The sequence below is a fragment of the Xanthomonas sp. DAR 35659 genome (assembly GCF_041242975.1).
Lineage (GTDB): Bacteria > Pseudomonadota > Gammaproteobacteria > Xanthomonadales > Xanthomonadaceae > Xanthomonas_A > Xanthomonas_A medicagonis.
In genome coordinates this window covers 3,965,031-3,982,856 of record NZ_CP162488.1, presented here as the reverse complement: position 1 = coordinate 3,982,856, position 17,826 = coordinate 3,965,031, and the positions used below count along the sequence as shown (strand labels likewise).

The 17,826-nt window shown below is 69.7% G+C and carries 11 protein-coding genes and 1 pseudogene; 5 read left to right on the top strand and 7 right to left on the bottom strand.

Annotated features, from left to right (window positions below; translation table 11 throughout):
- Nucleotides 1–22: 22 nt before the first annotated feature.
- Nucleotides 23–649 (bottom strand): DUF4291 domain-containing protein, encoded by a 627-nt coding sequence (locus AB3X07_RS16630; protein ID WP_369939764.1) that lies wholly within the window; start codon nucleotides 647–649, stop codon nucleotides 23–25.
- Nucleotides 650–947: 298 nt separating this feature from the next.
- On the opposite strand from AB3X07_RS16630, the gene AB3X07_RS16625 reads away from it, so the two are divergent.
- Both AB3X07_RS16625 and AB3X07_RS16620 read left to right on the top strand, forming a co-directional pair.
- Complete coding sequence (locus AB3X07_RS16625; protein WP_369939763.1) at nucleotides 948–2,369, top strand: DUF763 domain-containing protein; 1,422 nt, start codon at nucleotides 948–950, stop codon at nucleotides 2,367–2,369.
- A gap of 502 nt (nucleotides 2,370–2,871) precedes the next feature.
- Nucleotides 2,872–3,384 (top strand): annotated as a pseudogene (locus AB3X07_RS16620) (DUF6496 domain-containing protein); the annotation flags it as partial.
- 280 nt (nucleotides 3,385–3,664) lie between these two features.
- Here the strand turns inward: AB3X07_RS16620 and AB3X07_RS16615 are convergent.
- The 6 genes from AB3X07_RS16615 to AB3X07_RS16590 all read right to left on the bottom strand — a co-directional run bounded on the left by AB3X07_RS16615 (nucleotide 3,665) and on the right by AB3X07_RS16590 (nucleotide 12,096).
- On the bottom strand, nucleotides 3,665–4,015 hold the full coding sequence (locus AB3X07_RS16615; RefSeq protein ID WP_369939761.1) for a nucleotide pyrophosphohydrolase: 351 nt from the start codon (nucleotides 4,013–4,015) through the stop codon (nucleotides 3,665–3,667).
- A gap of 320 nt (nucleotides 4,016–4,335) precedes the next feature.
- Entirely contained in the window at nucleotides 4,336–5,544 is a 1,209-nt protein-coding gene (locus tag AB3X07_RS16610; protein WP_369939760.1) for an SGNH/GDSL hydrolase family protein, read from the bottom strand.
- Nucleotides 5,545–5,566: 22 nt separating this feature from the next.
- Nucleotides 5,567–6,319, bottom strand: coding sequence for an SDR family NAD(P)-dependent oxidoreductase (locus tag AB3X07_RS16605; protein WP_369939759.1), 753 nt, complete (start codon nucleotides 6,317–6,319; stop codon nucleotides 5,567–5,569).
- A 40-nt stretch (nucleotides 6,320–6,359) separates the two neighbouring features.
- Nucleotides 6,360–7,670 (bottom strand): MFS transporter, encoded by a 1,311-nt coding sequence (locus tag AB3X07_RS16600; RefSeq protein WP_369939758.1) that lies wholly within the window; start codon nucleotides 7,668–7,670, stop codon nucleotides 6,360–6,362.
- Nucleotides 7,667–9,883 carry an oligoalginate lyase gene (locus AB3X07_RS16595; protein WP_369944790.1) on the bottom strand — a complete coding sequence of 739 codons (2,217 nt, stop codon included), beginning with the start codon at nucleotides 9,881–9,883 and terminating at the stop codon, nucleotides 7,667–7,669. Before AB3X07_RS16595 ends, AB3X07_RS16600 begins: the two co-directional genes overlap by 4 nt.
- A 17-nt stretch (nucleotides 9,884–9,900) precedes the next feature.
- Nucleotides 9,901–12,096: a polysaccharide lyase 6 family protein gene (locus tag AB3X07_RS16590; protein WP_369939756.1), complete on the bottom strand. Its 2,196-nt coding sequence runs from the start codon at nucleotides 12,094–12,096 to the stop codon at nucleotides 9,901–9,903.
- 279 nt (nucleotides 12,097–12,375) lie between these two features.
- Here AB3X07_RS16590 and AB3X07_RS16585 point away from each other — a divergent pair, with 279 nt between their 5' ends.
- The 3 genes from AB3X07_RS16585 to AB3X07_RS16575 all read left to right on the top strand — a co-directional run bounded on the left by AB3X07_RS16585 (nucleotide 12,376) and on the right by AB3X07_RS16575 (nucleotide 17,767).
- Entirely contained in the window at nucleotides 12,376–15,291 is a 2,916-nt protein-coding gene (locus tag AB3X07_RS16585; protein ID WP_369939755.1) for a TonB-dependent receptor, read from the top strand.
- A 103-nt stretch (nucleotides 15,292–15,394) separates the two neighbouring features.
- Entirely contained in the window at nucleotides 15,395–16,138 is a 744-nt protein-coding gene (locus AB3X07_RS16580; protein WP_369939754.1) for a FadR/GntR family transcriptional regulator, read from the top strand.
- 465 nt (nucleotides 16,139–16,603) lie between these two features.
- A complete protein-coding gene (locus tag AB3X07_RS16575) occupies nucleotides 16,604–17,767 on the top strand; it encodes a zinc-dependent alcohol dehydrogenase (protein ID WP_369939752.1) in 1,164 nt (387 codons plus the stop codon).
- The last annotated feature ends 59 nt before the right edge of the window (nucleotides 17,768–17,826 follow it).

The window sequence follows — 17,826 nt, the reverse complement described above, 5'->3', positions numbered from 1 at the left end:
CGTCACGACGAGGGCCGATGCCTCAGCCGTCGAGGCCGACCGCTTGCGCCGCGCTCGCTTCCGGCAGATAGATCCGTTCTTCCGGCACGCGCAGCGCCGCCTCGCCATGGCGCAGGTTGACGGCTTGGGCGTGCACGAAGTCGGTGATGTCGGTGATCGAGATGGCCTGTTGTTCGCCGTATCGGCGCAGCGCCTCGCCGCGCAGGCCCAACTGCAGCGCCCGACGCGACAGCGCGCCGCCGTCGGGGGCATGGTCGGGGTCCCACTGCAGGCGCACGTCGGAATGCTGGACCGCTTCCTGCCATGCATCGCGGCTGGAGAAGCGCGCCGGGTCGAACGTGGAGGGCACCGCGTTGCGCAGCAGGTCGTCGAAGAAGGCGCGCGGCAGGCGGATCGCCAGGATCCGTTCCTGTCCCTCCTTCTGCGCCCAACCGGACCGGTACATCATCCACAGGAAGTTCGGCTTGATCCAGCTCATCCGCGTGTAGCTGAACTCGCCGCCGAAGCGCTGCTGCGCGACCGCGTACTGCGCGATCGAGGGGCGATACGCCTGGTAGACGTCGATCGAGGTGGCGTCGAAGTGGGCCAGGATGTGGCGGCCCTGCCGTGGCCAGGTGGCCTGCACTTGCGCATACGGAGCATGCTTCATTGCCGCGGAAGTCTACGTGGGCGCGTTGCCTGCGTCGATGCCGCTCGTATCCGAGACGCTGCACGCGGCGTATAGACGGTGTGGGCGCGCGATTGGATGTGCCCTGACGTCGCCCTCCCGCAAGAGGCTTGCGGAGAGCCGGCTGGATACGCTGTAGGCGGGGCCTCGGCCCCGGCTGCAGGGTGGTGGAGTCGCGAGGGTTCTTCGCTGAATGGCTCAGTCTGTTCACGGCCGCTGGGTCGCGCGGTGAGACGCGGCCTGGCTACGCTGGCGATCCGTTTTTCCCGGAGTTCCACGAATGAGCCGACGTTCCGGCAGCGCCGATCTGCCCCTGCATGGCGGGCGCGTGCCGCACTGGCTGGGCGAGCGCATGACCCGGCTTGGGGCGGTGATGTGCCAGGCCATCGTGCACAGCTATGGGCGCGACGAATTGTTGCGGCGTCTGGCGCATCCGTTCTGGTTCCAGTCGTTCGGCGCGGTGATGGGCATGGACTGGCATTCCTCCGGCATCACCACCAGCGTGCTCGGTGCGCTCAAGCGCGGACTGACGCCGCTGGCCGGCGAACTGGGCATCCACGTCTGCGGCGGGCGCGGGCGGCATTCGCGCGCCACGCCCGAGGAGTTGTGCGCGGTGGGCGAGCGCACCGGGCTGGACGGCGCGGGCCTGGCGCGCGCCAGCCGGCTGGTGGCGAAGGTGGACAGCGCCGCGGTGCAGGACGGTTTCGATCTGTACCTGCATGGCTTCATCGTCGGCGACGACGGGCAGTGGGTGGTGGTGCAGCAGGGCATGAACGGCGCCAGCAAGCAGGCGCGGCGCTATCACTGGCTGTCCGACGGGTTGACCAGTTTCGTCGATGCGCCGCATGCGGCGATCGACGGGCCGGGTCAGGGCCGCATCGTCAATCTCGCCGACCACCGCGCCGCCGCAGCGCGTGCGGCGCAGGTGGAACTGTTGCAGACGCTGGGGCCGGACCGGATCGCGCGGGAGTACGGCGCCTTGCAGGCCGCCGCGGGCAATGCGGCATCGCCCGCGCCGCGTGCCGTCGCGACCGCACACGCCGCACGCGACCCCGCGCCTGGCGCGCGCACCGCGGAGGCCGATCCGTTGTTCGCGCCGAGCGGCGATCTGTTCGCCGCCGTGTCCGCGGCGCCGCCGGCGCGCCTGCCCTCCGGCCTGCCGCATCTGTCGTTGCCCGATCACCACGACGTGCGCGGCAGCGACATCGTGACCCGGCGCCTGCACGCCAACCTGGCCGCCGCCGCCGAATGCGGACCGCAGGATTTCGCCGAACTGCTGCAGGTGCCCGGCGTCGGCGCGCGCACCGTGCGCGCGCTGGCGCTGGTGGCGGAAGTGCTGCACGGCACTCCGTGCCGTTTCACCGACCCGGCGCGCTTCTCGATGGCGCACGGCGGCAAGGACCGGCATCCGTTCCCGGTGCCGACGCGCGTCTACGACCACACCATCGGCGTGCTCAAGAGCGCGGTCAGCCAGGCCAAGCTGGGGCGCGAGGAGAAGCTGGAGGCGATCCGGCGCCTGGACGCGCAGGCGCGTCTGCTGGAGCCGCAGGCGCGCGGACCGTCGGTGGACGCGCTGATCGCCGAGGAGCGGCGCCTGTCGCACCGCTATGGCGGGCGCAGCGTGTTCGGCTGGGAACCGGCGCCGGCCGATGCGGTGGACGGTGCCGATGCGGTGCCGAACCGGCGCGTGCGCGGTCGCTAAGCCACCGCGCACGCCGCAGTCCTATGCCGCGCTGCGCTGTGCGACGCGGGCTGCGAAGAAGGGCGCGCGCATTCCGGTAGGCGTCGGCGCATCGCATGCAGTGTCGATGGCGTTTGCACCACATGCACAGCGCTGCCCTGCGCAGCGTCCGTCTGCCTACCCGCCCAACTCAGCCGCCGCCGCGGACGGCACGGGTGTGGCTTGCCGGCGGCAACGTCGCGGGAGCGACGCGCGCAACCACAGCATGGCGCCGCCGCGCTTGCGACGCGCGGTACGAGCGAGGTGAGCGTGGATGCTCGCTCGCTGGTGCGCGCTGGCGATGTTGCGGCGACACCTGGTCGGGATTGCTGCTGCACTTCCGCTGCGTCCCGACCCGAACCACGCTGTCCGTAAGCAAGCGTATGCAGTGCACATGCGCTTCGCGCGGTTTATGCCGGTTCTTTACTTTTTGGCTGTTACACCTGTGGCGGTGGCCATTTTCGGCCGGTTGCAGGAGAACGTCATGCCAGAGCAATCCACCACGGCACGCGCCAGACGCGACAAGCGCCAGGGCAAGGCGGGCAGCACGCAGGCCGGCGAATTCGTGCGTGAGGAGATCGAGCGCGTCCGCGAAGGCAAGACCGAGGTGAAATCGACCAAGCAGGCGATCGCCATCGGCCTGTCGAAGGCGCGCCGCGCCGGCGTCAAGACCGGGGCATCGAAGACGGCGTCCAAGGCGACCAGGAAGAAGGTGGCCAAGGAAGAACGCAAGGGCGGCAGCGGCAAGACGCCGTGGCCGACGCGCTCGCGCGGCGCCAAGAAGGCGCTCAAGACCGCCAGCAAGGGCGCCACGGCCACGCGCACGGTCGGCAAGAAGGCGTTGTCGACGCAGGCCAAGAAAGCCGCCGGCAAGCGCACCGCGTCCAGCCGTTCGGCCGCCGCGAAGAAAGCGGCGCACACCAAGGGGCCCGCCGTGCGCAAGGCCGCGGCCAAGAAAGCCGCGGCGACGCGCGGCACTACGGCGAAGAAGGCGGCGAAGACATCCACGGCCAAGTCTGCCGGCAAGCAGGCCACGCCCCGGACTGCGGCGAGCAAGACACCCGCGGCAAGGAAATCCGCTGCCAGGAAGTCGGCAAGCAAGACGTCCGCGGCCAGAAAGAGCACGGCGAAGAAAACGGCGGCGCGGAAGACGACGACCAAGAGGACCGCGGCCAGGACATCGGCCGGCGGCAAGCGCGGCTCAAGAACCACCTGAGCATGGGCGGCCGCGGCCGGCGTGCGCCAGTGGCCGCCACGTCGCCGCCGGCCCCGCGCGCCTACAGCTCGGTGTACTTGGTGATACGCCCCTTGGCGCGCTCGACCGGATACTTCCTGGCATTCACCAGCATCTTCTGCCGCGCGGCCTCGATCGGATCGATGCCGAGCTTGTCGCAGAGTTGCAGCAGGTAGAGCAGTACGTCGGCGACTTCGCTGCCGACCTGCGCCTTCTTGTCGTCCGACAATTGTCGGCTCTGCTCGTCGGTGAGCCACTGGAAATGCTCGAGCAGTTCCGACGCCTCGACCGATAGCGCCGCGGCCAGGTTGCGCGGGGTGTGAAACCGGCCCCACTCGCGTGCGTCGGCGAATGCGCGCTGGGCGGCTTGCAGGTCGTGGAGGCTGTCGGGCATGGGTGGGGTTCGCGGTCCGGGAAGCCCCATGGTAAGGCACCACCGGATCCGCTCGCGGCGGCCTGCGGCGACGGCGCGTGCTCAATCGGGATCGATGTTTTCTGTGTGGTGGCCCTTGCAGTGAGGACATGCCTCAAACGCCGCGAGTCGCTTTGCGCCGGACCCTCACCCCAACCCCTCTCCCGACGGGAGAGGGGCTAACTTCCCTTCTTACATCGGGAACACTGCCCCCTTTTCGGGGGACCAGCAGGGGCGGATGAGGGGACGTGCGCAGCCTCGTGCACTCAACGCCGCGGCAACAACGCCCCGATCCCGCTCGGTCAGCGCGCCTTGCAGCCGAACAGCGACAGGTCGATGGCCGCGGCCATGCGCGCATAGCCCGCGTCGTTGGGGTGCAGGTGGTCGCGGGTGATCGCGGCCGGCAGCGATTCGGGCTGATCCGGCGCGCGCAGGGCCGCGTCGAAGTCGATCACCGCCGAGAACGCCTTGCCGTTGCGGATGAAGTCGTTCAACGCCTGGCGGGTGGCGGCGGCGACCGGCTCGTAGCGCTCGGAGCCGCCGAACGGCGTCAGCGTCGCGCCGATGGTGGCGATGCCGTGTTGGCTCAGGCGATCGATCACCTGCCGGTAGCCGAGGATCATGTCGGCGGCGTCGCGTCCGGGTACGAGCGCCGGCGCGCCGCCGTGGCGGATGTCGTTGATGCCTTCCAGCAGCAGCACCTGGTCCACGCCGGGCAGGGCGATCACGTCGCGGTCCAGGCGCGACAGCGCGCTGGGGCTGCGGCCGGCGTCGAGCAGCTTGTTGCCGCTGATGCCGGCGTTGAGCACCACCACCTGGCCGGGGCAGGCCTGTTCCAGGCGCGTGGCCAGCAGCGCCGGCCAGTCGCCGTGGCGGCCGCGGCTGGCGGTGGCGCCTTCGGTGATCGAGTCGCCCAGGGCCACCACCACGCGCGGCCGGGCCGTGGTCTGCGCATACACCGCCGACACCACGTTCTGCCGGTAGCTCAGCGCGGTGGCGGCGGGCACGTCGGCCTGGCCGTCGGCCACGCGCACCGCGGTGCGGCGGACCGCCGGCCGCACCGCGTCCGGGAAATACAGGGTCAGCGCGACCTCGGCCAGGGCCGGCACGCGCAACGCCACCGGATCGCTGAGCAGGACGCCACCCGCTGGCAGCACGACCTCGGCGCGGCCGCCGAACAGCACCGCCTGCGCCGGCTGTGCGGCATCGGCCAGACGCACCGAGGCCGCGCCGATGCGCAGCGGCGCGGTGCCCAGTTCGTTGCTGATGCGGAAGCGCAGCGCCTGCGCGGCGGTGCCCAGGCGCATGTCCTGGCGCACGCTCTGGCGTTCGAGCTGCAGCGAGCTGCCGCCCGGGCCGTCGAGCCGGTCCGGGGTGGGCGAGGCGATCCATGCCGGCACCCAGTGCGCCGCGTCCTGCGCCGTCGCCGGGACGGCGAGGCACAGCGCGAGCATCGCCGCCGCGGCGGCATTCCAGACCAAGCGCCGCACGCGCGGGAATCGCAAGACCATGAGCGTGGCTCCTACGCCGGAATCAGGAAAAGAACACGCCGCCGTTGACGTCGAGGTTGGCGCCGTTGATGAAGCTGGCCGCGTCCGAGGCCAGGTACAGCGCCGCGTCGGCGGCTTCCTCGGCGCGCCCTTCGCGGCGCAGCGGGGTGGCGTTGGCGACGAAGCTGCGCACTTCCGGCTTGGTGAAGTCGTCGTGGAAGCGGGTGGCGATCATGCCGCAGCACAAGGCGTTGACGCGGATGCCGCGCGGGCCCAGTTCCTTGGCCATCGCCCGCGAAAAGGTCATCACCGCGGCCTTGGCGGTGGCGTAGATCGCCGCGCCCGGGCCGCCGCCGTCGCGGCCGGCCAGCGAGGCGAAGTTGACGATGGCCGCGCCGGCCTGCATGTGCGGCGCCACCGCCTGCGTGGTCAGGAACACCGACTTCAGGTTGAGGTCCATGACCTGGTGGAAGAAGGCTTCGTCGATGTCGGCCAGCGGCTTGCGCGCGACCATGCCGCCGGCGACGTTGACCAGCACGTCGATGCGCGCGCCGAACGCCTGCTGCGTCGCCGCGACCAGGCCGGCCACGCCTTGCGCATCGGCCGCGTCGGCGCGGTGCACGATGGCCTGGCCGCCGGCGGCCTGGATCCGCCGCAGCGTTTCCTCGGCGCTGGCCGCGTCGTTGGCGTAGTTGATGCACACCTTGGCGCCGGCGGCGGCCAGCTTCAGCGAAACGTCGCGGCCGATGTCGCGGCCGCCGCCGGTGACGATGGCCACCTTGTCTTTGAATTGCATGGGCGATGAGTCCTTTGCGGGGGGAGGGGAAGGCGCGCGATCAGTCGCGTGCGGAGGGAGCGTCGAGCTTGTGGATGCGGCCGGTCACCAGCCACACAGCGGCCAGCGAGGCCGGCACCAGCGCGGCGACGAGGATGAACATGGGGGCGTAGGAGTGGGCGGTCATCACCGGCACCAGCCAGGTGGTGACCAGCGTGCCGGCCACCGCGGCCATGCCGCCGATGCCGGCCAGCGAGCCGACCGACTTGCCGTCGAACAGGTCGCCGGGCAGGGTCTGGATGTTGCCGATCGCGATCTGGAAACCGAACAGCACCGCGGCGATGGTCAGTACCGCGACGGTCGGTTCGGCGGCGAGCACCGCGCCGAGCAGCGCCGGCGCCATGATCGCCCCGCCCAGGGTGATGGTCCATTTGCGCGCGCGGTCCACGCTCCAGCCGGCCGCGATCAGGCGCCCGGACAGCCAGCCGCCGGACAGGCTGCCGAGCATCGCGCCGACGAACGGCACCCAGGCGAACGCGCCGATCTGCTTGATGTCGAAGTGGAAGGTCTCGGCCAGGTAGATCGGCAGCCACGACACGAACAGCCACCAGATCGGATCGATGAAGAAGCGCGCCAGCACGATGCCCCAGCTCTGCCGGTGCGACATGATCTGGCGCAGGCTCGGCACATAGGCCGGCGTGTGCGCGGCGCTGCCGTCGGCCGGCGCATCCAGGATCAGCGCGCGCTCGGCGGCGTTGACCCACGGGTGCCGGTCCGGGCCGGCGCGGTAGATCACCAGCCATGGCAGCAGCCACACGAAGCCGATCGCGCCGACCAGCACGAAGGTGCCTTTCCAGCCCAGCCACACGAACAGCAGCGCGATCAGCGGCGCCGACACGATCGCGCCGATCGACGCGCCGGCATTGAAGATGCCCTGCGCCAGTGCGCGCTCGCGCGCCGGGAACCATTCGGCGTTGGCCTTGACCGCGCCCGGCCAGGCGCCGGCCTCGCTGATGCCGAGCATCGCCCGCACCACGCCAAAGGATAGGATCGAATGGGTCACCGCGTGCAGCGCGATGGAGATCGACCACACCGCGATCGACAGCGCGAAGCCCATGCGCGTGCCGATGATGTCGAACAGGCGCCCGAACACGAACTGCCCGGCGGCATAGAACAGCATGAAGATGGTCACCAGCAGCGCGTAGTCTTCCTTGGTCGCGCCGATATCCTTCGAGATCGCCGGCCACATCACCGCCAAGGCATTGCGGTCGATGTAGTTGATCACCGTGGCCACCGCGATCAGGCCCACGATCAGCCAGCGCACCGCGCTGCGTTTGGTCGGCTTGGCCAGGCCGGGCACCGGCGCGCTCACTGGCCGCCCGCCGCGCGGTCGAAGCGCGCGTAGCCGCCGCGCCAGGCGTAGCGCTGTCCCTGTGCCTGCACGCTGTGTTCGCGCCCGGCGGCGGCATCGTCGGCCACCGCCAGCGCCAGGGTCTTGCCCGAGGCCAGGGTCAGCACGATCACCTCGGCGTCGTCGCCGCGCACGCGCGCGATGTCGCGGATGCGGCTGTCGGCGCCGTGCACGTATTCGGCAGTGCCGTTGTACTCGCCATGCGGCTCCAGCACGCCGAAGAACGTGACGTCGGCCTGGCCGTCCACGCGCTGCAGCAGCATCGGCTCGCGGCGCAGGTTGAAGTCCGGATCGTTGGCGCCGCTCTCGGCCAGGAGCGCGCGCGATGGCGCGCTGCTGCCGAAGCGGTAGCTGTAGAAGCGCCCGTCCAGCAGCCAGCTCAGGCTGCGCGGCGCCTGTGACGCGTCGCTGCTCGCATCCACCCACAGGTGTTGGTAGCCGTTGGCCTTGCCCAGCACCGGGCGTTCGGCCACGGCGCGTTTCGCGTCGAAGCCGACCTGCATGATGTGGCCGTTGAAATGCAGCGGCAGGTCGTAGCGCGCCGGCTTGGCGCCGTGCACGCGCAGCAGGTCGATCACAATCGGCAGGCCCAGCTCCGGATGCGTCAGCAGCGCCTGGGTGCGGGTGAAGCTGACGCCCTCGTAGGCGTGATCCATGCGTGCGGACACGATCTGGGTGGTGTCGTCGCGGGCGAACAGCAGCGGTGTCGGCGCGTAGTGCTCGCCCACGCGCCAGTCGCCGTCGAAGTGGCTGCGCTCGTTCACCACCAGCGTGTTGTGCGCCACCGTGGTCTTGGCCCAACTGGTGTTCTCGGGGAGGTAGATGCCGCCGGACTTGGCCTCCACGTTGAGGAAGCGTGCCGCGCCGTAGTCGGTGACCACGCGCTGGCCGTTGTCGTAGAACAGCCAGTTCAACTTGTCGAAGTGGCCGTGGCCCATGCCCTGCGAGGTGTTCTTCATCACCAGGGTCTGGCCGTCCTCGCCGCCGGCGCGCAGGATCGCCAGCGCGCCGTGGTCGCCGTCGGCGCCGTCGCGCAGCAGCGTCGAGCGGAACGCGAACGGCTTGGCCTGGTTCTGCGCCAGCGCGGCGGCCACGCCAAGGCCTTCCGGCGTCAGCAGCACCCGCTGCTGGCGCTGGGCGATGGACAGCAGGCGCGCGTCGTGGGTCTGCGCATAGGCGATGCCAAGGCCGGCGACCAGTTCCTCGGTGTCCAGGCCCTTGTCCAGGATGGCGTCGTTGATCGGGAAGAAATAGCCGGCGTAGCTGCTCTGCACCAGCGTGTCCACCGCCTTCAGCAGCACGCCGTCGCGGCGCTGGAAGATCCGCTGCTGCGGCTGGTTGCGCTCGATCGCGCGTGCGAACAGCACGAACGGCGCCAACGCATAGCGCTGGTAGTAGGGGCCCTCGGCGTAGTAGCCGTCGGGCGAGAACAATTGGTCGATCTGCTTCAGGAAGCCGGCCTTGCCGTCGCGCTTGCTGCCGCGCAGCGCCTTGTCGACCATCGCCGGATCGCGCAGCACGTAGCCGGTCATGCCGACCGCGGCCACCGACCAGGTGGCGTGGTTGTGGATCTTGTCGAAGTTGTCCGCGCTTTCCTCGCACAGGAAATGCGCCATGCGCCGGAACACCTGCGCGTCGATGGTCTCGCGCTCGGCAGGCGTCAGGCTGTCGCGGATCGCGTCGTAGCCCTGCGCGGCGTAGACCAGCCAGACCGAGTCGTTGAGCGATTGCCAGAACAGCCGGCCCGGCACCTGGCCGCGCCCGGCCGGGTGCGCGCCCAGGGTCGGGTACAGCTTGGCGTAGGCCAGCAGCAGGTCGCGCGCGTAGTCGGCGTAGGCGCGCTCGCCGGTGAGCCGATACAGCGCGCCGGCGGCCTGGATCGCCTGGTAGTTGCGCTTGTGCTGCTCGTGGCTGGCGCCGCCGCCCGGGTCCTTGGGCACCGGCACGTCGATGCCGGCCCGCATCGCCTTGCGCAGGCTGGCCTCGGCGCGCGCCTGTTCGCGCGCGAACAGCGGATAGCGCGCGCCGTCGCGGGCCATCTGCCGCCATTCGTCTGCGCTGACCAGCACCGGGGCGGTGTCGCTGGCGACGGCGGCACGGGCGCTGGGGGTGGGGGCGGGTGCGGCCCAGGCGAGTGGCATGATGCCGGTGGTGCCGGCCAGCACCAGCAGCATCAGGCGGTTGGATCGGGTCATAGCAAAGGCTCCGCGCCGGCGTCGGCGGACAGCGCCGGCGTGCCGAGGAATTGGTTGCGGGTGGCGGTCAGTTGCGGCGTGCCGGTGGTGCGGATGACGCTGAGCGCGGCGCTGTCGACGAATTGGTTGTCGTGCAGGAAGGTGCGCTGCACGCCGTGCAGGCGCAGCGACGGCACCTGCGCGCCGCCGACGCGTTCGAAGCGCGAGCCGCTGACCGTCAGCACCGGACCGAAGGTGCTCTCGTCGCGGCCGCCGCGGTACAGATCCACCGCCGGTCCGGCGATGCGGCGGAACTGCGCGTCGGCGATCTCCACCCACGCGGCGTTGTAAGTGCCGCGGTCGTTGGTTTCGGCGCGCGCCGACAGCACCGCGCCGGACACGTCCTCCACCACCACGCGACGCAGTGCGATGCGCTCGGCGAGCGTGCCCTTGCCCAGCGCGATCACGTCGAAGCCGCGGTTGCCGGCGAGGCCGTGGATGCGGCTGTCCTCGATCACCAGGTCGTAGTTGGCCGCATTGGAACCGGGCGCGGTGCGGATCACGGCATTGCCCACTTGGTCCGCTGCGCCGCTGCCGTCGATCTGCAGCCGCGCCAGCTTCAGCGCGCCACCGGCTTCGATCTGGAACAGCGTGGCGCGCGAGAACGCGATCCGCGCCTGGCCGCGCACCGGGCCTTCGACGCTGAGTGGGTGGTGCAGCGCCAGGACCTGATCGACCTGGTAGCGGCCGGCATCCAACTGCAGGCGATCGCCGGCGCCGGCGGCCGCCACCGCGTGCGCGAGCGTGTCGTTGCCGGGCCGCACGCGCTGGCGGCGGCCGCTGTCCAGCGCCACCGGCACGGTTTCCTTCGCGTACCAGGCCACGCCGACGTCGTCGCGCGGCACATAGGTCAGCGCAGGGTCTGCACCGATGCCGCCGGCGTCCGCCGCGACCAGCAGGCCGGTGGCTGCGCGCGTCATCGCCAACGTGCGGCCGGTTACCCCGCCGGGCAGCCGCGGCGAGGCGTTCGGACTCTGCAGGTTGCCGCTGAAGGAGATCCCGGACAGGTCGCCGAGCACGCGCACCGGGTCGTGCTCGGCGACGATCAAGTTGTCGGCGAAGTCGCTGTCGATCGGCGCGGCGGTGCGCTCGTCGTCCTTGCCGGCGCCGAAGAACAGCTGCTTGCTGGTGACAAAGGTGTTGTGCTCGATCAGCGCCTGCTGCACCTGCACGTAGCGGTTGGCCGGCGAATTCGGCACGCCGTACATGATGCTCAGCGCCGCCGAATAGCCGTCGCCGGCCAAGCCTTCGAAGTAGTTGTTGCGCACCGTCTGCCTACGGTTGATGACGCGAACGCCGCCGGTGTCGTCCTTGCCGTCGCCGAAGAACACGTTGTTCTCGACCAGGTTGCCGTCGCCGTGGCGTAGCACCAGCGCGCCGCGCGAGCGCTTGAACACGTTGCCGCGGTAGGTGTTGCCGCCGGACTTGTTGGAAACGATCTCCACTTCGCCGTCGCAGCCCTCGAACCAGTTGTTCTCCACCAGCGAGTTGGAGTCGGAACCGGCGTCGTTGCTGGTGCCGATGCGCAGGGTTTCGCCACCGTTGGCGCCCAGGTTGGGGCGCGGGCCGAACCAGTTGTGGTCGATGCGGTGGCGGTTGTCCAGGCCCTGCACTGTATCGCGCACCACCACCATGGTCGGGCCGGCATTGTTCTTGCCGACCAGTTGGTTGTGGTCGAAGCGGTTGTCGTTGTCGTACATCGCCACCCAGTTGTCCGAGCGGCTGCGCTCGGGTTGGTTGAAGCGGTCGATCACCACCCCGCTGATGCGGCTGTGGCGCGCGCGTTGCTTGCTGGAGACGCGATAGGACAGCACCGCTTCGGTAGGGGTGTAGCCGTCGCGGAACACCAGGCCGCTGACCAACAGGTATTCGCCGGCCATGCGCAGATTGGACTGACCGGTGACGATCACCTTGCCCGGGGTCTGCGCGCGCAGCCGGATCGGCTGGGCGGCGGTGCCCTGGCCAGTGAACACGATCTGGAAGTCGCGCCATTCGCCGTCGGCCAGGATCACCTGGTCGCCCGGCTGCAGGGCGGCGGTCGCGGCGAGGTACTCGGCCGGCGTGGCGACCAGGATGTCGGCGGCGCTGGCCTGGCTGGCGGCGAGCGCGAGCGCCAGCAGGGCGACGCAGTGGCGCGGGGCGGGGATTGCCATGATGTTGCTCCCTCCGATGCGCGCCGGGCGGCGTCGCCGTGGGCTGGATGGTAACAGAGGTCGAACAGTCGTCAACCAGATTCGCATACCAAAATTCGGTTATCTGGAAAGGTTATTTGGCGCAGATTCGTGCTGCAAATGCACATAAATTGCCAGGCATATGAAAGAACCAATTGGCCTGGACGGATATTTCTACCAATTTGTTGACATTGGTCGAGTGGCGATGAAAGGCTCCGCTCCCAAGTCGTAGCCCTACGGCGTTACCCGGGAGGAGAGACCATGCGGCACCCCAATGCGGCACCGTCCGCCAGACGTGCCGGCGCACGCAGCCTGCGCACCGCGCTGGCCTGCGCCATCGCCGTGTCGTTGAGCAGCGTCGCGGCCCAGGCGCAGGAACCGCCGCCGTCCGCGCCAGCGCCGGAATCGGCCAGCGCGGCGACCACGCTGGACCAGGTCCAGGTCACCGGCATCCGCGGTTCGATCCAGTCCTCGATCAACAAGAAGCGCGACGACACGGTGATCTCCGACGTGCTGTCGGCCGAGGACATCGGCGACCTGCCGGCGCCGTCGCTGGCCGACGCCATCGAGACCCTGACCGGCGCCGCCTCCACCCGCGACAAGACCGGCGCGTCGGAGATCTCCATCCGCGGCCTCGGCGCGTTCCTCAGCAGCACCCAGTTCAACGGCCGCGAGATCACCAACGGCAGCGGCGACCGCTCGGTGAACTTCAATATGTTCCCGGCCGAACTGATCAACACCGTGGCCATCTACAAGACCCAGCGCGCCGACCTGATCGAAGGCGGCGTGGCCGGCACCATCGGCCTGGAGACGGTGAAGCCGCTGGACTACGGCAAGCGCGCCATCCAGCTCGACGGCCGCGGCAGCTGGGCCGAGTACGACAACAAGTACCGCGACAAGGACGGCATTGGCTGGCGCGGCACCGCCAGCTACATCGACCAGTTCGAGTTCGCCAACGGCGGCAAGCTCGGCGTGTCGATCGGGCTGCAGGCGCTGGACGGCACCGATCCTGAGGAGAGCATGACCAGCGGCTCGACCTGGTACGCCTGCGACGGCACCCAGAACGTGCGCAACGCCAACTGCGCCGAGGTCGGCGCCAATGCCATCGCCAACGGAGCGCCGTACTACCTGGTGCCGAGCAGCCGCATCTACCGGCTCAAGCAGGAACGCAACGACCGCCAGTCCGAGTTCGCCGCGGTGCAGTGGAAGCCCAACGACCTGCTCGAGGTCAACGTCGACTACGAACACACCGACCGCAACTGGCACGAGAACCGCTCGGACCTGAGCCTGTCCAACACCCGCCGCGGCATCGTCAACCGCGACGTCGACGCCAACGGCGTGCTGCGCCGCTATTCGGGCAACACCTCGATCGATTCCACCTCCACGCGCTACGACCGCAACGAGGAATACACCGGCGGCGGCCTGAACATCATCCTGCGCCCGAGCGTGGCCTGGGAGATCGCCACCGACCTGTCCTATTCGCACACCCTGCGCCAGGACACCCAGCGCATGACCCGCCTGCGCGCCAACGCCCGCGACGCGAACAACGCGGTGGTGCCGGGCATCAGCAGCGGCGCCACCGGCTACGTCAACTACGACTGGGAGAAGCGCGGCGACGTGCCGAGCATCGCGCTCGATCCGGCGTTCGACGCCGGCAACTGGGACGCCTACACCGGCGCGGCGCGGGTCACCTCCGAGGAAGAGGACAACGAGCACCGCATTCGCGCCGGCCGCTTCGACGTCAGCTACCTGCCCGAGGAGGGCCTGCTCACCAAGATCAGTTTCGGCCTGCGCGCCAGCCAGGCCGACTACACCTACTTCGACAACACCATCACCACCGACATCGCCGCCAGCGGCGCCGGGCGCGCGCAGATCGTCGCCGCCAACCGCGCCTGCCGCGCGCCGTTCCCGCAGGACGACTTCCTCGACGCGGCCAGCGGCAACACCCTCTCCAGTTGGGCCTACTTCGATCCGTCCTGCCTGTACGAGGCCTTCCGCGGCAGCAGCGACACCGGCGTGGACCCGAACTACCGCGATCCCAACAACGTCGACGTGGTGGAGAAGACCAAGGCGCTGTTCCTGATGGCCGACTACCGCAGCGAACTGTTCGGCCTGCCGGTGAGCGGCAACCTGGGCGTGCGCTGGGTCAAGACCGACGTGCGCTCGGAAGGCGTGCGCGCCGAGCTGGAGCTGATCGACAACGGCGCCGGCACCTTGCGCCTGCAGCCCACCGGCGCCTACCAGACCCTGGTCGCCAAGGCCGGCAACGACAAGCTGCTGCCCAGCGCCAACGCCGCGTTCGAACTGCGCGACAACCTGCTGCTGCGCGTGGGCGCGTACCGGGCGATGTCGCGTCCGGACATCGCCGCGCTGGGCTCGGGACGCAACGTCAACCTCACCGGGACCGAGAATTTCACCACCCTGGAAGAGGCCTTGGCCGGGATCACCGCCAGCGGCAATCCCGAGGCCAAGCCGCTGATGTCCTGGAACGGCGACGTGTCGCTGGAGTGGTATCCCAACGAGGACAGCCTGCTGGCCGGCGCGCTGTACTGGAAGCAATTCAACGGCGGCACCGAGACCGCCTTGTTCGACGAAACCTTCGTCGTCGACGGGCGCAGCGCCACCGTGCCGGTCCCGCGCCAGGTGACCACCGACAAGAAGAGCACGCTGACCGGCTTCGAGCTCAGCGCCGCGCACCGCTTCTCCTACCTGCCCAAGCCGTTCGATGGGCTGGGCCTCAAGCTCAGCTACAACTACGCCGACACCGACTACGAGACCCAGGATCCGCGCCTGGGCGAGCAGGTCGACGCGGTCACCGGTACCGTGCTGCCGGCCATCGTCGGCCCGGCCGGGCTCAGCGGGTTCTCGCGCCACGTGCTGTCCGGCTCGATCTACTGGGAACTGGGCCGCTTCGACATGCAGGCGATCGGCAAGTACCGCTCCAAGTATTACCAGGACTTCACCGGCAATATCGCGCAGCAGAACCGCTACTACGACGACAACACCAGCGTCGATTTCCGCGCCCGCTACCGGGTCAGCAAACAGCTGTCGCTGTCGCTGGAACTGATGAACCTGACCAACGAACCGCGGGTCGCATCCCAGCCTGTCTACGGCAACTTCCGCGAGTACGTCAGCTACGGGCGGCGCGCATATTTCGGTGTACGATACCGGTTCTGAACGCAGCGGCGCGGCTCCCGGGTCGCGCCGTTTTTCGAGCCGCAGCCGGCGCCGGCGCGTCCTCCCCGCGCCGCTGTGGAATTCACCAGACGGGTCCTGCTCGATGTCCGAAAGCCGCCTCTACCAGTCCATCGCCGCGAAGATCCTGTCGCTGATCGAGTCGGGCGAATTCCCGACCGGTTCGCGGCTGCCCGGCGAGCGCGATCTGGCCGAGCGTTTCGGGGTGAGCCGGGTGACCATCCGCGAGGCCGAGATCGCGCTGGAGGCGCAGGGCTGGATCGCGATCAAGACCGGCTCGGGCGTGTACGTGCGGCCGCGGCCGATCGACGCGCAGGGCGCGCTGCCCGACGTCACCGCATTCGACCTGACCGCCGCGCGCACGGTGATCGAGGCCGAGGCCGCGGCCCTGGCCGCCGGGCGCCTGACCGACGCCGACATCGAGGAACTGCAGGCCTTGGTGCATGCGATGTCCGATCCGACCACCACCGAGGAGATGGCCGGCGAGTACGACCGCCGTTTCCACCTGGCGATCGCGCGCCTGTCCGGCAATCCGGTGGTGGAGTACTGCATCCACCTGATCTGGCGCATGCGCAACGAACTGCCGCGGGTGCGCCAGGTATACGCGCACGTCTGCCACCAGGACGACGCCACCCGCACCGACGAACACGCCGCGATCCTGGAAGCGTTGAAGACCCGCGATCCGGCCGCCTCGCGCAACGCGATGCGCAACCACTTCCAGCGCCTGTTCGAATCGATGCTGGAAGCGACCGAGAGCCAGGCGCTGGCCGAGATCCGCCGCCGCACCCAGCAGGACCGCGAGCGCTTCCTGGCCACCACGCGGATCTGAGCGCGCGGGGCGCGCGCCGCCCGGCGACGCGATGCGCGTGCGTGGCGGACGGCGTGGCTGGCGCTGCCCGCGCCGTCGCGCTGGTGCGCAAGTGCGCGAGATGTCGGCACGCGCATGCGATTGCGCTGATGCCACGTCGCCGTCCATCGCACTCGCACTGTCGCCTCTCGGGCCGCGTGCGCGCGGCCTGTGCGCCCGCAAGCGATGCGGCGCCGCGCGAATGCGCCGAGGCGTTGGCATGTTGAGGCGTCGCTTCCGCCATGACCGCGCGCGCTGGCGAGGCGCGCCAGCGCGCTATGCCTTCTCTGCGCCATGGGCGCGGCATGCATCCGCTTTGCGAGAGCCATGCGCGCACCGAAGCACGTGCTGCCGCGGTACCGCGACGCTGTTCTCACAGGCTGGTCACCCGGGTTGCACGCAACGCGTGACCACACTGGCAGCACTCGCCGCCCAGGAGACTTCCAAATGCAAGCCCTCACCTATCACGGCACCAAGGACGTGCGCGTGGAGACCGTGCCCGATCCAGTGCTGATCGACGCCGACGACATCGTGCTGCGGGTCACCGCGACCGCAATCTGCGGCTCGGACCTGCACCTGTACCGCGGCAAGATCCCCGACCTGCATACCGGCGACGTGCTCGGCCATGAGTTCATGGGCGTGGTCGAGGACATCGGCCCGGGCGTGACGCGGGTGAAGCGCGGCGATCGCGTGGTGATCCCGTTCGTGATCGCCTGCGGCGAGTGCTTCCACTGCCGGCTCACCGAATACGCCGCCTGCGAGACCACCAACACCGGCAAGGGCGCCGCGCTGAACCAGAAGGGCATCCGCCCGCCGGCGGCGCTGTTCGGCTACAGCCATCTGTACGGCGGCGTCGCCGGCGGCCAGGCCGAATACGTGCGCGTGCCCAAGGCCAATGTCGGCCCGCTGGTGGTGCCCGACGTGCTGCACGACGAGCAGGTCCTGTTCCTCTCCGACATCCTGCCCACCGGCTACCAGGCCGCGCTCAACGCGGGCGTGTGCCAGGGCAGCACGGTGGCCATCTTCGGTGCCGGTCCGGTGGGCCTGATGACTGCGGCGTGTTGCCGCATGCTCGGTGCCGAGCGCATCTTCATGGTCGACCGCTATCCGTACCGGCTGGATTTCGCGCAGAAGACCTACGGCGTGATCCCGCTGAACTTCGAGGAGATCGACGATCCGGCCGACATCATCGTCGGCCAGACCGACGGCCGCGGCGTGGACGCCAGCATCGACGCGGTCGGCTTCGAGGCCAAGGGCAGCACGGTGGAGACGGTGATGGCCACGCTGAAGCTGGAAGGCAGCAGCGGCACGGCCCTGCGCCAGTGCATCGCCGCCACGCGCCGCGGCGGCACGGTCAGCGTGCCCGGGGTGTACGCCGGCTTCATCCACGGCTTCCTGTTCGGCGACGCCTTCGACAAGGGGCTGAGCTTCAAAATGGGCCAGACCCACGTGCAGCGTTTCATGCCGGAACTGCTGGAGCACATCGGCGAAGGCCGGCTCAAGCCGAACGAGATCATTACCCACCGCATGAGTCTTGCGCAGGCCGCCGACGGCTACGCGATCTTCGACAAGAAGGAGCAGGACTGCCGCAAGGTGATCCTGACGCCGTGACCGGTGCGCCGCCGCGCCAGCGCCGTGGGTACGGCAACGGCGCCGCAGGCGCGCTGCAT

What these genes read in the sequence shown, in the direction of transcription:
- AB3X07_RS16585 (WP_369939755.1), top strand. Translation starts at nt 12,376, where the DNA reads ATGCGGCACCCCAATGCGGCACCGTCCGCCAGACGTGCCGGCGCACGC.
- AB3X07_RS16630 (WP_369939764.1), bottom strand. Translation starts at nt 649, where the DNA reads ATGAAGCATGCTCCGTATGCGCAAGTGCAGGCCACCTGGCCACGGCAG.
- AB3X07_RS16595 (WP_369944790.1), bottom strand. Translation starts at nt 9,883, where the DNA reads ATGCTGCTGGTGCTGGCCGGCACCACCGGCATCATGCCACTCGCCTGG.
- AB3X07_RS16625 (WP_369939763.1), top strand. Translation starts at nt 948, where the DNA reads ATGAGCCGACGTTCCGGCAGCGCCGATCTGCCCCTGCATGGCGGGCGC.
- AB3X07_RS16605 (WP_369939759.1), bottom strand. Translation starts at nt 6,319, where the DNA reads ATGCAATTCAAAGACAAGGTGGCCATCGTCACCGGCGGCGGCCGCGAC.
- AB3X07_RS16615 (WP_369939761.1), bottom strand. Translation starts at nt 4,015, where the DNA reads ATGCCCGACAGCCTCCACGACCTGCAAGCCGCCCAGCGCGCATTCGCC.
- AB3X07_RS16610 (WP_369939760.1), bottom strand. Translation starts at nt 5,544, where the DNA reads ATGGTCTTGCGATTCCCGCGCGTGCGGCGCTTGGTCTGGAATGCCGCC.
- AB3X07_RS16580 (WP_369939754.1), top strand. Translation starts at nt 15,395, where the DNA reads ATGTCCGAAAGCCGCCTCTACCAGTCCATCGCCGCGAAGATCCTGTCG.
- AB3X07_RS16575 (WP_369939752.1), top strand. Translation starts at nt 16,604, where the DNA reads ATGCAAGCCCTCACCTATCACGGCACCAAGGACGTGCGCGTGGAGACC.
- AB3X07_RS16590 (WP_369939756.1), bottom strand. Translation starts at nt 12,096, where the DNA reads ATGGCAATCCCCGCCCCGCGCCACTGCGTCGCCCTGCTGGCGCTCGCG.